This is a genomic window from Brucella sp. RRSP16, assembly GCF_052246815.1.
Classification (GTDB): domain Bacteria; phylum Pseudomonadota; class Alphaproteobacteria; order Rhizobiales; family Rhizobiaceae; genus Brucella; species Brucella intermedia.
The window spans coordinates 38,220-52,741 of sequence record NZ_JBQQAM010000015.1 but is presented as its reverse complement, the minus strand read 5'-3'; the positions used below and the strand labels follow the sequence as shown (position 1 = coordinate 52,741).

The following is a 14,522-nucleotide window of genomic DNA, read 5'->3' as shown; positions in this document are numbered from 1 at the left end:
GTATGAGAGGCGATCTTCCGTCTCTCATACTGCCGTTCTCGTTTGTTTCCCCACCTCTGCCCCTTATGCAATTTCTGCATAGTTATTGCAAAACATAGCATTGGCGGCTCCAAAAGTTTTTTCCTACCGTCCCGACCAATCAATCACACAGATGTCCGAGGACGTGTTTTGGCCAGGGTAATTTATTTGAACGGCGCTTTCGTCGCTGAGAATGAAGCGAAAGTGTCGGTGTTCGATCGCGGCTTTCTTTTTGGTGACGGGATTTACGAAGTCAGCGCTGTCATCGATGGCCGTCTTGTCGATAACGAACTTCACCTGGCTCGTCTGGAGCGTTCCGTCAAGGAACTCGGAATACCATTGCCTGCCTCGCTGGATGCGATCCGCGCCGCGCAGATCGAACTCATCGTCCGCAACAAGATGCACGAAGGAGTCGTCTATATGCAGGTGACGCGCGGCGAAGCCGAACGCGATTTCGTCTATACGGATGACATCAAGCCCAATTTCGTCATGTTCACGCAGGCGAAGAACCTCGCCAATGCGCCATCGGTCCAGAACGGCGTGCGTGTGGACGTTGCGCCGGATACGCGCTGGGCGCGCCGCGACATCAAGACCGTCATGCTTCTGGCGCAGGTGCTGGCGAAGAAACAGGCCAAGAGCAAGGGTTTCCACGAGGTCTGGCTGGTCGAAGACGGCTTCGTCACCGAAGGCGGCTCCTCGACGGCATTCATCATCACGGCTGACAATGTGCTGGTAACGCGGCCCAACTCGCATGCCATCCTGCCCGGCTGCACGCGCCGCGCCGTCATCAAGATCGCGGAAGAACAGAACCTTCGCATCGAGGAGCGCCTGTTCACGGTCGATGAGGCAAAGGCCGCCAAGGAAGCATTCCTCACGAGCGCATCGAGCTTCGTGACGCCGATCATCGGCATTCAGGATCACACAGTCTCTGACGGCAAGCCCGGGCCACTCACCCGCCGTCTGCAGGAGATCTACATGGACATGGCTCGCACGGGAGCGGTGCCGGTATTTCAACCTTAACCTCAAAAAATGAAAGCAAGAGGGGAAAATGACAATAAAAAGACTACTGAAACAGACAGCCTATGGTGCACTTTTTGCCAGCGCGGCAGCGCTGGCAGGTGCGGGAACCGCATCGGCAGCCACCGAAGGTTACGGCGACTGCCCGCTGACCGGTGAAAAGGGTTCGGCCAAGATCAATCCGGCGGTCGACGGACAGTTCACCGTCATCATCAACCTGCCCGCCCTTGGCCAGTTCAACGGCGATACGCCCGATACCATCAAGGACGGCTATGAATTCTGCATGGCCGTCAACATCGCGCATCGTCTGGGCCTCGACAAGGTAAAGCTCGTCAACGCCTCATTCGATTCCATTGTGGCCGGACAGAACAAGGATTACGACATCGCGCTCGCGCTGATCTCGGTCACCGAACCGCGCAAGAAGGTCGTGGATTTCTCGGTTCCTTACATGAGTTCCGCTTACGGTGTCGCCGCGCGCGCCGACAAGCCGGTGACGGAAGCCGACATGAAGACCGGGAAGATCGGAACGCAGGCCGGTACGACGCTGGTTCAGTTCGCACAGGACACGCTGAAGGTCGCAAGCCTCGACGTGTTCGACGATACGGCGTCGATGTTCACCGCCCTTGCCGCAGGCAAGGTCGATGCCGTGATGACCGATCTTTCGATCATTCTCGGACAGGTGCACAATTCCAACGGAAAGCTGGCGGTTGTCGGCAAGTATGAGTCCGGCGGCCAGACCGCAGGCATCTACCCGAAGGGTTCGGAAAACAAGAAGGTCATCGATCAGCTGATCGAGGACATGGAAAAGGACGGCACGCTGAAGAAGCTCGAAGCCGCCTACCTGCTTCCGTCCTGGGGTACGTCGCCTTCCGACGTTCCGCTCTGGAAGCCTTGATCTGACGGTTCCCGGGTCGCAGCCGCAACGTCGGTTGCGGCCCGGACCGACTGTTCCCCATACTGTTTCAGCGAGAATAAATCATGTCTTATCCGGCACCGGATGCAGGCGCGGAACGCGCGCGGCAATGGCGTGTCCGAAACAAGGTTCGCACCCATGGCGGTCGTTCCCTGTTCGCTTTCGTCTTTTCCTTCCTCACCCTTCTGGCTGCGGGCCAGACGGTCTATAGCGTTTCGGCCTATACGATTTCGCAGGGCTGGCCCGAACTGCCCGTCGTCGCGGTCGGCACGGCCTTGCTGCTGGCGCCGCTCGCCGTCCTGTGGTTTGCATGGCGCGCCGTGCAGATTTCGGGCGAATCCGGAAAGAGCACGGACATTTACCGTGGCCGCGAACTCGGTGCAAAGGCATCCGACCTTTCCTGGCAGGTGATTTCCTATGCGGTGGCGGTCCTCATCATCTGCGCCGGCGCGTGGTTCATGATCGTTAATGACGCAGCCGTCAGCCGGACCTTCTTCGACGTCAGCCTGATCGCCAAATCGGCGGGCACGGTGCTGAAGGCCTTCGGCACGAATATCGTCATCTTCTTCGTCTCGGCCATACTCATCCTCGTCTGGGCGCTCGTCATCGCCATTGCGCGCACCCTGCCGGGCAAGGCTGGCAAGCCGATCCGCGTGCTTGCAACGCTTTACAGCGATCTGTTTCGCGGGCTTCCAGCCATCATCACGATCTATCTCATCGGTTTCGGCCTGCCGCTGACCGGCCTGCCGATCCTCAAGGACCTGTCGTCCAACGCCTATGCCATCATCGCGCTGACGCTGACCTACGGCGCCTATACGTCGGAAGTCTATCGCGCAGGCATTGAAAGCGTGCATCCAAGCCAGATCGCGGCGGCGCGTTCGCTCGGCCTCTCCTATGCGCGCACCATGCGCTATGTGGTTGTGCCGCTGGCCGTGCGCGGCATCATTCCGCCGCTGATGAACAATTGCATCAGCCTGCAGAAAGATACCGCACTGGTCGCCATCATCGGCACCATCGATGCCTTCAACCAGTCGAAGATCATCGCGGCGAACTACTTCAACCTGTCGGCTGTCACCACTGTCGCCATCCTGTTCATCGTCATCACCATTCCGCAGGCCCGCTTTGTCGATCGCCTGATCGAACGTGATCGCAGAAAAATGCGCTCGAGCATGTAAGGGGACGGACAATGGCACTCGTAGAAATCGACAAGGCATACAAGCGCTATGGCGCGCTGGAAGTTCTGTCCGGCATCAGCCTCAACATCGAGGAACATCAGGTCGTGTGCCTGATCGGACCTTCCGGCTGCGGCAAGTCCACATTGTTGCGCTGCATCAACCGGCTGGAAACCATCGACGAAGGCGAAATCCGGCTGCACGGCGACCGGGTCACCGGGCCGGGCGTGGACCTCGACATTCTGCGCCGGGAGATCGGCATCGTCTTCCAGGGCTATAATCTGTTTCCGCACATGACGGTGATGGAGAATGTCACGCTGGGACCGACGAAGGTGCTGGGCATGCCGGTGAAGGAAGCCCAGGAAAAAGGTCTGGCGCTGCTCGCACGCATCGGGCTCGATCACAAGGCGAAGGAATATCCGGACCGCCTGTCCGGCGGCCAGCAACAGCGCGTCGCCATCGTGCGCGCCCTGCTGATGGACCCGACGCTGCTGCTGCTTGATGAAATCACCTCGGCGCTCGATCCCGAACTGGTGTCGGAAGTGCTGGACATTGTGCGCGATCTTGCCAAGAAGGGCATGACCATGGTTCTGGCCACGCATGAAATGGGTTTTGCCCGCGAGGTTGCGGACAAGGTCTGTTTCCTGCAAAACGGCAAGGTCTATGAAGAAGGCCCTCCGTCGCAGATTTTCGGCAATCCGCAAGGGGAGCGCACGCAGGCTTTCCTCAAACGCATCATCGAGGCCGGGCGTCTTTGACGCCCTGCCCCTAGAGCATTTCCTGTTTCCTTGAATCATTGGAAATGCTCTATCTATTTGTTTTGTCGCATTATCCTACGCAAAACCGCTTCGCACTTTTGCTGGAAATGCTCTAGCATCAACGGAAAATGACCATGACTGGCAAGCACGCGACTACGGCATCATTTGCGGCATCATGCAGCCGGGCGAGAATAACGCCATCACCGATGTGCCGGGCGTGCGCGTGGGGCACCGCACCTTGCGCAGCGGCGATATAAACACCGGCGTGACGGCGATCATCCCGCATGACGGCAACCTGTATCGCCGCAAGGTGCTGGCCGCTTGCGATGTCATCAACGGGTTCGGCAAGAGCACCGGTCTCGTGCAGGTCGAGGAACTGGGCACGCTGGAAACGCCGATCCTGCTGACCAACACGTTCGGCGTCGGAACCTGCGCCAATGCATTGATCCGCGAGGCGATTGCGGCCAATCCCGATATTGGCCGTACCACGGCAACCGTCAATCCGGTCGTTCTGGAATGCAATGACGGCCCGCTCAACGATATTCAGGCGATGGCCGTTACGGAAGCTGACGCAAGGGAAGCTCTGAAGTTTGCTGAAACGACTGTTGGCGAAGGCAATGTCGGTGCAGGCACCGGCATGAGCTGTTTCGGCTTCAAGGGCGGCATCGGCACCTCCTCGCGCCAGTTCGAACTGGGCGGCAAGGTGCATCATCTCGGCGTTCTGGCGCTCACCAATTTCGGTCGGGCCGGTGATCTGGTTCTTCCCGATGGACGCAGGCCCTCGCCCAAGGCCGAAGCGCAACCGGAAAAGGGTTCGGTCATTCTGGTGCTTGCGACCGATGTTCCGATGGAACACCGCCAGTTGAAGCGCGTGACGCGCCGCTGCGGCGCAGGGCTGGCGCGTCTCGGCGCCTTCTGGGGCCATGGAAGCGGCGATATCGCCATCGGCTTTTCGACGGCGGTGACATTCGATCACGATGAAGCGCGTGATGTGGTCGAGATCGCCGTGCTCAATGAAAACCGCATCGATACCTTGTTCCGCGCGGCAGTGGAGTCTACGCAGGAAGCCGTTCTCAATTCAATGTGCATGGCCGAACCGATGCGCGGGCGCGCCGCAAACCGCTGCTCGCTTGCCGACTGGCTGGAAAACGACAGAGGCTAGACCTTGGCGGAAGCTGACGGCTTCCACACACAATCCTGATATTTCCTGTGCATTGCCACAATTGACTTCGATCATCCGCTGATGGTCGAAGGCGAAGGATGGCATTATGCCACCCAAACGCGACTCGACGTGGCCCAAGGTATACTCCCACGAGCTTGGGGTGCCTGGGTGCTGCCGTTGCAGATATAAGGGCGTCTTGTTTTCGGTGGGTGAATACCGTCCGAGGACAGCACCGGAATTTCAGGACCCATTTATTGACGATATCGCTTGTTCGCCTGACCGTATTAGGAAGCATCCTGCCAATGCTGGCGGCGTGCGTCACTGTTGGTCCCGATTATCAGACGCCGAATGTGGTGACGCCTGCCGGTTGGAACAGCAGGGCTGACAGCCGTATCCCGCAACTGGGCGACTGGTGGAAAAAGCTGAAGGACCCGGTTCTGGATCAGCTGATAGCGGACGGTATTGCAGGCAGCCCCGATGTCGCGACTGCGAAGGCAAAGGTGCGGCAGGCTCGCGCCAATTACACTTCGGCGGGCGGCGCGCTTTATCCGAAGCTCGATGGCGACGGGAGCTACAAGCGATCTGACACCCCGGCGACATTCGCCACCAATCAGTCGAGCATGGGCTTCAACACCACGTGGGAACTCGATCTTTTCGGCGGCAACAAGCGCGGCGTGGAAGCTGCCTATTACAATGTCGAATCCGCAAATGAACAATTGCGGGCGGCGCTCGTCACGCTGATCGGCGATATCGCCACCAATTATGCCCGGTTGCGCGGTGCGCAGGCCGATATTGCCATTGCGCAGCGCAATGCCGCTTCCCAGCGACAGACCGTTGCACTGACGCGCAGCCAGCTTGAAGCTGGCCAGATTTCTCAGGTCGATCTTCTGAATGCGGAAACGCAGGCCAGCAGGACAGAATCCCAGGTGCCGGGACTGCGGATCAACTATGCCCAGTATCTGAACCAGTTGTCCGTCCTGACCGGGCGGTCTTCATCGTCGCTGGCCAGCGTTCTGGACAAGCCGCGTCCGGTCCCGGCCATTCCGGGCAAGATATCAGCCGGACTTCCGGCCGATCTGTTGCTGAGCCGCCCCGATGTCCGTGCAGCCGAACGCGATTATGCAAGTTCCAATGCCAGCGTCGGCCAGAAGCAGGCCCTGCTCTATCCAAGTGTTTCGCTCACGGGGGCCATCAATACGGGCGGCGCCAATTTCGGCGATCTTGGAAAGCTGTCGACGATCAGCTGGAACTTCGGCCCAAGCCTGACCGTCCCGATCTTCCAGGGCGGGAGATTGAGCGCGGATGTGGATGCCGCGCGCGCTGCGCGCGACCAGTCCTTCATCGCCTATCGCAAGGTCATCCTGACGGCGCTCAGCGAAGTTGAAAATGCCAGCGTATCGCTCAACCAGAACCGTCTGCGCGTTGCGCAACTGCAGAAAATCGTGAGCAACAGCCGGAAGATCAACGAGTTGACGCTGGAGCAGTACAGGGCGGGCACCAAGAGCTTCGTGGATGTGCTGACGGCGCAACGCGATCTTCTCGGCGCGGAAACCGAGCTCAGTCAGGCGCGGACCGAGCTTGTGCTGAATTATGTCGCCTTGCAGAAAGCACTTGGCGGCGGCTGGAACGGCATCATCGACGTTGCGAAGCCGGAAGTCGTTGACAGCTATACAGGCCCCCGCATCGTCAAAACGACACGGATTCCTCCGCTGACAACCGATAAGAGACCACTATGAAACCCAAGTCGAAACGCCGTTTTCGCTGGCGCCTGTGGCTGGCGGTCCTCATCGCGTTGCTGATCGTCGGCTATTTCGTCGTTCGTGCGCTGACCAAGGAAGAGCCCCTGCCCGCCACGACAGAGATCAGGCGCGGCGAGATTGAAAGCTCGGTTCTTGCCACCGGCACGCTGCGGCCTAAAAATCTGGTCGCAATCGGCGCTCAGGCGACGGGCCGCATTCTTTCCCTGAAAGTGAAACCGGGCCAGCAGATAAAAGCCGGAGAGGTCGTCGCCCTGATCGACTCGACCAACCAGCAGAACGAACTGAACAAGGCCCAGGCGTCACTTCGCCAGAACGAAGCCACCCGTGCCCAGAATCTTGCCGATCTGGAACTGGCCCGGCAGGATCTGGCGCGTAACCAGATGATGATCGGCAAGAATGCCGTAGCGCGCGCCGATTACGACAAGGCGGTCAGCACCGTGAAGGTGAAGGAAGCGCAGGTCGAGAACAGCGAAGCGGCAATCGCTGCCGCGAAGGTCGAGGTGCAGATCGCCGAGACCAATCTCGCTTATACCCGCATAACCGCGCCCATCGATGGAACGATCCTCGCGACCGTGGTTCAGGAAGGCCAGACCCTCAACGCGCAGCAGAGCGCGCCGACAATCGCCATTCTGGGCCAGCTCGACACCATGAGGGTGGAGGCGGATATTTCGGAAGCGGACGTGACGCAGGTTCGCGAGGGGATGCCGCTTTATTTCACCATAGCGGGACAAAATTCGAAGCGTTACGATGCCGAGCTGGAAAAGATCGAACCCGCACCGGATTCCATCGTCAGCGACAAGAGCTTCACGACTACGGCAGTAAGTTCGTCCTCCAGCACTGCCACCGCTTCCGCCATTTATTACAAGGGCATTTTCACGGTTCCCAATCCGGATGGGCTGCTCAGGACCTATATGACCACCGAGGTTCATATCGTGCTCGCACGGGCAAAAGACGCCTTGATCGCGCCCGTAACCGCTCTGCAAGACACGGACGAACCCGGCAAGGCCAAGGTGCGCGTCGTGACCGGCGCTGGCAAGATCGAAGAACGGACCGTCGAAACCGGCATTACCGACAAGGTGAATATAGAAATTCGTTCGGGCCTGAACGAAGGGGACAAGGTCGTGACCGACAATCAGGTCGCGGCCCCCGCCCCGGCTGGTAGCTGACATGGCTGATGCGCCGCTGCTCTCGCTCAAGGGCGTCTCCCGGCATTACCCCTCGGGCGACGACTTCACGACGGTTCTGAACCATGTGAACCTGACCATCGAGCGGGGCGAGATGGTGGCGATCATCGGTGCGTCCGGTTCGGGCAAATCGACGCTGATGAACATTCTCGGCTGCCTGGACCGGCCGTCTGAAGGCGAATATCTGATTTCCGGCCGCGCCACATCGGAACTTGAAGCCGATGAACTGGCGCAGTTGCGGCGTGAGCATTTCGGTTTCATCTTCCAGCGCTATCATCTGCTGGGCGAGCTGGATGCGGTGGGCAATGTCGAAATTCCCGCCATATATGCAGGCCAGAAAAAGGAAGAACGGCGTCAAAAAGCCCGCATGATCCTGCAACGACTCGGGATGGGCGAACGCACGCATCATCGCCCGAGCCAGCTTTCCGGCGGACAGCAGCAGCGCGTTTCCATCGCCCGCGCGCTCATCAACGATGCGGAGGTCATTCTTGCCGACGAACCGACCGGCGCGCTCGACAGCCATAGCGGTGAAGAAGTTCTCGGCATCCTTCAGGAGCTCAACCGTGAAGGGCGCACCATCGTCATCGTGACGCATGACCGGCAGGTCGCCGCCCGTGCGCAGCGCATCATCGAAATTCGCGACGGCGAGATCATTTCGGATACGAGAAACGGTGAAACCGAACGCCCTGCGACGTCCGTGCCGGTTGAACAGGCCCCCGCCAGGCCAAGGCTTTTCGCCGGGATGTGGGATCGCTTCAACGAGGCGTTTTCGATGGCGCTTCGCTCGATGAACGCGCACCGTCTCCGCACCTTTCTGACCATGCTCGGCATTATCATCGGCACGGCATCGGTTGTCTGCGTGGTTGCACTGGGACAGGGGTCGCAGAAGCAGATTCTCGAGCAGATCAGCGATCTGGGCACCAATACGCTCTATATCAGCCCCGGCAAGGGATTTGGCGACCTGAAAGCGGCGCTTATCACCACGCTCAATCTGGCGGATGCGACCGAAATCGCGAAGCTGCCCTACGTTCTGGCGGCAACGCCGTCCAGTTCGACCAGTTCGACGATCCGCGTCGAGGACAAGGAAGTCAGCGTTTCCGTGAGCGGGGTCGGCGCAGATTATTTCGTTACCCGCAACAGCAAGCTGCTCGAAGGCCGCTTTTTCGATCAGCGCAACGTCAACGATCTGGCGCAGGTGGCGGTGGTCGATGAAACCGCCCGGAAGACGCTCTTTCCTCACGAAGCGGGTTCGGTCGTCGGCAAGACTATCCTTCTGAGCAAGGTGCCGGTACGGATCGTCGGCGTGGTCAAGGCCGAGGAACGCGGCATGGGTAGCGCGCAGCGGCTCGAAGTCTATGTCCCTTACACCACCGTGCAGACACGCATGACCGGCTCGCGTTCCCTGCAGATGATCCTTGTGCGCGTCGCTGACACGATGGACCCGTCTGAAGCGGAAAAGCTGATAACGGCATTCCTGACCAAGCGGCATGGCGAAAAGGATTTCTCGATCTTCAACACCGACAGCCTGCAAAAGACGATTCAGGCCACCACTGCGACGCTTGCCCTTCTCGTATCCAGCATCGCCGGCATATCGCTTTTCGTTGGCGGCATCGGGGTGATGAACATCATGCTCGTCGCCGTGTCGGAAAGAATCAACGAGATCGGCGTCCGCATGGCGATCGGCGCACGCCAGAGCGACATCCTGCAGCAATTCCTGATCGAGGCGATTCTGGTCTGCCTGATCGGCGGGGTTCTGGGCGTACTCATCGCCGTCGGTTTCGGCCTGCTGTTCGCGCAGTTCAACTCGATGTTCCAGCTCATCTATTCGCCGGCATCCATCGTGGTTGCGCTTGTCTGCTCCAGCCTGATCGGCATCGGTTTCGGCTTCATTCCGGCCCGAAATGCCTCGAGGCTCGACCCCGTCGTCGCGCTGGCACGGGACTGACGGGTGAGTCTGCCCGCGTCAGCGGCATTTACCTCCGGCGATGCGTGGAATGGCAAAATTAACAGGCCGCCGTCGCTACCTGTAATTGTTCGAATTCGAATAAATCAATATAAGAAACGTCTTTATCAAGCTGTTATTGTTTGGTTTTGTGTTGCAACCGATGGTGATATGCGTTGCGAACTGCCTTCCGGCGGCACGATTTGGCTGCAAGAAATTTCTGTCGTCTGGGCTGTTTCGGAAGGGGGTTGTTAACCTTCATTTTTTATTACTTGGGCTCATTCAGGCGACAGTATCTATGGTTCAGGTATCATGCGTAATTTGAGAGAAAATTTCCCCCCATCGACAGGAAATCGTGCAGAGAACGCTCAGGACCCGAAGCAGCCTCGCGGCCAGACGGGAAGCCACAATCCTGCCAGCGATGATGCCTGGAAAATCCATTTCTCGCTCGGTGAGAATGTTCGCTTTACCCGCACGCCGGAAGTCGAGCTCATGCGTCGCCGGGGCGAGGAACTGCCGAGCATCAATGAGCGGACGCAGGCGCATGCAGCCGACGCGGCGCCAGTGATCAGCGTTGAAAAGGTTGCCGAAGAGCAACCCATGGCTGTTGCCGAGCTTCAGAAAACCGTATCGCAGGGCATGGTTCGTTCGCCGGTGGCGCCCGTTCCCCCTGCAATGCCCGCGGTCCCCGTTGCTGTCGTCACACCGCCTGTAGAAGCCGCCCCGGAAGTGGTTGCTGTTGTAACCGAGCCTGCAACTCCCGAGCAGCCGTCGGCATTCACCTATCTATCCGACTTTGCCTTCTGGGAAGGCTGCGGCGTCGATACTGCGCTTGTGCCTGCGGAGCCTCTCGTTTCGGCTGTTCCGGCTGAACCGCGCAAGCCTTTGCCAACGGTCGAATCCATTCTGGCGCAGTTCCGCATTCGCGAATGGAACAAGCAACCTGAGCCGGTTGCTGCCGCCCCTGTCGAGCCAGTCGCGGAGACGCCGGTTGCCCCTGTTCCGGTCGAAGTGGCTGCACCGCAGCCCGTTGCTGTGACAGAAGTGGAAGCGCCTGCGCCACAGCCTGTCGCGGCCGAGCCGGAGATTGCGCCGGAAGTCGTCGGCGAAGCCACCGAAGATGAAATCGTGCTGACCGTTTCGGAAGCGGAAGAGCATGTCGTCGGGGACGTGGAAGTTGCCGAGCCGGTGATTGAAGCGCCTGCGCCGGTTGCAAAAGCCGCGCCTTCAATTGCGCTTTACCAGCCGCAGCCCCTCCCCCGTGCAGAAGCGCCCGTCATGCACGGCGCTTATGAGTTCCCGCCGCGCGACCTGTTGCAGATGCCGCCCGAACAGGACGGAGATGTCATCACGCAGGAAATGCTGGAACGCAGCGCCGGACTCCTCGAAAGCGTGCTGGAAGATTTCGGCGTGCGCGGCGAAATCATCCATGTCCGCCCCGGCCCGGTCGTCACGCTCTATGAGTTTGAACCGGCGCCCGGTGTCAAATCCTCGCGCGTCATCGGTCTGGCAGACGATATTGCCCGCTCCATGTCGGCGCTTTCCGCCCGCGTTGCGGTCGTTCCGGGCCGCAATGTCATCGGTATCGAACTGCCGAACGCCAACCGCGAAACCGTCTACTTGCGCGAAATGATCGACAGCCGCACCTTCGAGGCATCGAACTATCGCCTGCCGCTTTGCCTCGGCAAGGGGATTGGCGGCGAGCCTATCATCGCGGAACTGGCAAAGATGCCCCACCTTCTGGTGGCTGGCACCACCGGTTCAGGCAAGTCGGTTGCCATCAACACGATGATCCTGTCGCTGCTCTACCGCTTCAAGCCGGAAGAATGCCGCCTGATCATGGTCGATCCGAAGATGCTGGAACTGTCCATCTATGACGGCATTCCGCACCTGCTGACGCCGGTTGTTACCGACCCGAAGAAGGCCGTGGTTGCCCTTAAATGGGCCGTGCGCGAGATGGAAGAACGCTATCGCAAGATGGCCCGCCTCGGCGTGCGCAACATCGAGGGCTTCAATGCCCGTGCTGCTTCCGCCAAGGGCAAGGGCGAAACCGTGATGTGCACGGTCCAGTCCGGCTTCGACAAGGAAACGGGTGAAGCTACCTATATTCAGGAAGAACTCGACCTGACACCAATGCCTTACATCGTGGTCATCATCGACGAGATGGCCGACCTGATGATGGTTGCAGGCAAGGATATCGAAGGCGCAGTCCAGCGTCTTGCCCAGATGGCTCGGGCCGCCGGCATCCACCTCATCATGGCAACGCAGCGCCCGTCGGTCGACGTTATTACCGGTACGATCAAGGCCAACTTCCCGACCCGTATCTCCTTCCAGGTCACCTCGAAGATCGACAGCCGCACCATCCTCGGTGAAATGGGTGCCGAGCAGCTTCTCGGTCAGGGCGACATGCTGCATATGGCAGGCGGCGGACGCATCGTCCGTGTCCATGGTCCGTTCGTTTCCGACGAGGAAGTGGAAAAGGTGGTCAATCACCTGAAGGAACAGGGACGCCCGGATTATCTGGCAACCGTCACGGAAGACGAGGAAGAAGAAGACGCAGCGCAGGAAGCGGCTGTGTTCGACGCAACCGCGATGGGCTCGGAAGATGGCGATGACGTGTATGAGCAGGCCGTCAAGGTGGTGATGCGCGACAAGAAGTGCTCCACCTCCTATATCCAGCGCCGCCTCGGTATCGGCTATAACCGTGCCGCCTCCCTCGTCGAGCGGATGGAAAAGGACGGCCTGGTCGGTCCGGCCAATCATGTTGGAAAGCGCGAGATCCTGACCGGCAACCGCGACTGACCAGTAAGGCATGACAGAATGAAGCCGGATCGCGCCTGCGATTCGGCTTTTCTTCATGCTTTGCAATGGGTTGCAGACTGTTGCGCAGATGCGCTTGTCAAGACATAAAAATTGGTTAATACTTAGTTCATTCGTACATTCTTGATAATCGGTCGAGGCAGCCTCGGAAGCCGTCTCGTGCCCAGAATATAGGGAGAATGATCGATGAAAAGCATTATTATCGGTCCAGCAGCGAGCGATAAGGAACGCACAGTTACGCAGCAGATTCTGCGGCGCATCCATGAACAGATGCCAAAGCCTTCGGAAGACAAGACACAGGTCTGCAACGTATTGCGCCTGTCGAAGGGCGGCTATTCACACCGCAGACGTAAAATCCATAAACTTGCCTGATAACCAAGCGATATACTGAGATTTTTCCCAGCGCCACGCATTCGTCCCGAATGCGGCAGGCGCTGTAATTTTTTTGGACAGGCTGTTCAGTGCCGAAGAGCGAGCGCGCTGTAGAGCTTCGCGTCCTCTGGTTCCCCGGTCATACGCTCCGCCAGAATCCGCCCTGTCGTAGGCCCAAGCGTGAACCCCTGATGCCCGTGCCCGAAATTCAGCCATAATCCCTTGTGTCGCGGGGCTTCTCCAACGACTGGCAGCATTCGCGGCATGCAGGGTCGGCTGCCGAACCATGGCGTATGCTCCACGGGTGCGCCAATGTCGAAAAGCTCGCTTATGGCCTTGATAGACCTGTTCAGCTGCTCGTGTCGCGCCACGCTGCCGAGCGGCGTCAGCTCTGCCCCTGTCAGGATGCGCAATCCGGCGCGCATGGGTGTTGCAACGGTCGAATTGCTCACATCGAGAACAGGCACCTTCGGTCCCGCACCGGAGAAATGCTGATGGTATCCCCGTTTGATAACCAGCGGAATTTTATAGCCGAAAGTGCGAAGGATTTCCGGGCTCCACGGGCCGAGGGCGAGCACGACGTGGCGCGCAGCATGTGGGCCATCCGCCGTATCAATCTGCCAGCCGGAACCATCCTGCCGCAAGCCTCGCGCATCGCCTTGCACGAAAGTGCCGCCGCGCTTGACGAACAGGCTGGCATAGGACTGGACGAGCGCGCCGGGATCGGAACATGACCAGGGATCGGTCCAGTGAATGGCTCCGGCCAGATTTGCCTTCAAGGATGGCTCGGCGGCGCTGACTGCCTTGCCGTCCTCGATGATGCTGGCGACGCCGAATTCCTGCCTTTTCAGCTCCGCGTCACGTGCGGAAAGGTCGAACGATCGGGCAGACCGATGCAGTTCGCGCAATCCCGCCCGCCTGATAAGGTTTTCAGCGCCCGCCGCTTCGATCAGCGGCGCATGATCATCGGCAGCGCGCCGGATCATGCGTGCATAGAACTGCGATGCCGTGCGGTGACGCCCCGCTTCCGAATTATGCCAGTAGCGCCACAACGGGCCGACCTGGCGTGGCATGTCGCGAAGCCGCCATGCGACCTGATTATTGGCGCCGAACGCCGCCCTCAGCAGTTCCAGAGGGGCGCGTGGCAAGGCATAGGGGCTGACGGCCTCTGTCTGGATAATTCCAGCATTGCCATAGCTCGTTTCAGTTCCCGGACCGCTTCGGTCCACAAGAAGCACCGACCAGCCCCTTTCCTGCAAGGCGAGCGCTGTACCGACACCCACCATACCGGCACCCACAACGATGCAATCCGTCATATTCAGCCACTTCCAGAACTGGTGCGATTCTCTTTCCGCCACTATGGGAAATCCGGCTCGCAGATGACAAGTTCAGCGATCACGTTCT

The 14,522-nt window shown here is 59.4% G+C and carries 11 protein-coding genes; 10 read left to right on the top strand and 1 reads right to left on the bottom strand.

The features are described from left to right. The first annotated feature begins 168 nt into the window (after positions 1–168). The 10 genes from ACS5UA_RS20040 (at position 169) to ACS5UA_RS19995 (ending at position 13,118) form a co-directional block, all read left to right on the top strand. A complete protein-coding gene (locus ACS5UA_RS20040) occupies positions 169–1,038 on the top strand; it encodes a D-amino-acid transaminase (protein ID WP_443101728.1) in 870 nt (289 codons plus the stop codon). Between the two features lie 28 nt (positions 1,039–1,066). Beyond that, positions 1,067–1,930, top strand: coding sequence for an ABC transporter substrate-binding protein (locus ACS5UA_RS20035; RefSeq protein ID WP_006468833.1), 864 nt, complete (start codon positions 1,067–1,069; stop codon positions 1,928–1,930). Between the two features lie 83 nt (positions 1,931–2,013). After that, positions 2,014–3,123, top strand: coding sequence for an amino acid ABC transporter permease (locus tag ACS5UA_RS20030; RefSeq protein ID WP_006468832.1), 1,110 nt, complete (start codon positions 2,014–2,016; stop codon positions 3,121–3,123). Positions 3,124–3,134: 11 nt separating this feature from the next. After that, positions 3,135–3,878, top strand: a complete 744-nt coding sequence (locus ACS5UA_RS20025; RefSeq protein WP_006468831.1) for an amino acid ABC transporter ATP-binding protein — start codon at positions 3,135–3,137, stop codon at positions 3,876–3,878. A 175-nt stretch (positions 3,879–4,053) separates the two neighbouring features. Next, positions 4,054–5,040, top strand: coding sequence for a DmpA family aminopeptidase (locus ACS5UA_RS20020; RefSeq protein ID WP_443101727.1), 987 nt, complete (start codon positions 4,054–4,056; stop codon positions 5,038–5,040). Positions 5,041–5,294: 254 nt separating this feature from the next. Then, positions 5,295–6,776 carry an efflux transporter outer membrane subunit gene (locus ACS5UA_RS20015; RefSeq protein ID WP_112669803.1) on the top strand — a complete coding sequence of 494 codons (1,482 nt, stop codon included), beginning with the start codon at positions 5,295–5,297 and terminating at the stop codon, positions 6,774–6,776. Then, on the top strand, positions 6,773–7,966 hold the full coding sequence (locus ACS5UA_RS20010; protein ID WP_006468827.1) for an efflux RND transporter periplasmic adaptor subunit: 1,194 nt from the start codon (positions 6,773–6,775) through the stop codon (positions 7,964–7,966). The genes ACS5UA_RS20015 and ACS5UA_RS20010 overlap by 4 nt, the downstream gene beginning before the upstream one ends. A gap of 1 nt (position 7,967) precedes the next feature. Further along, positions 7,968–9,929: a MacB family efflux pump subunit gene (locus tag ACS5UA_RS20005; protein WP_006468825.1), complete on the top strand. Its 1,962-nt coding sequence runs from the start codon at positions 7,968–7,970 to the stop codon at positions 9,927–9,929. A 489-nt stretch (positions 9,930–10,418) separates the two neighbouring features. Beyond that, on the top strand, positions 10,419–12,728 hold the full coding sequence (locus tag ACS5UA_RS20000) for a DNA translocase FtsK (protein ID WP_443101731.1): 2,310 nt from the start codon (positions 10,419–10,421) through the stop codon (positions 12,726–12,728). Between the two features lie 204 nt (positions 12,729–12,932). Next, positions 12,933–13,118, top strand: coding sequence for a hypothetical protein (locus tag ACS5UA_RS19995; protein WP_006468822.1), 186 nt, complete (start codon positions 12,933–12,935; stop codon positions 13,116–13,118). Between the two features lie 86 nt (positions 13,119–13,204). Here the strand turns inward: ACS5UA_RS19995 and ACS5UA_RS19990 are convergent, their stop codons facing one another. Then, on the bottom strand, positions 13,205–14,434 hold the full coding sequence (locus ACS5UA_RS19990; RefSeq protein ID WP_021586059.1) for an NAD(P)/FAD-dependent oxidoreductase: 1,230 nt from the start codon (positions 14,432–14,434) through the stop codon (positions 13,205–13,207). Between the last annotated feature and the right edge of the window lie 88 nt (positions 14,435–14,522).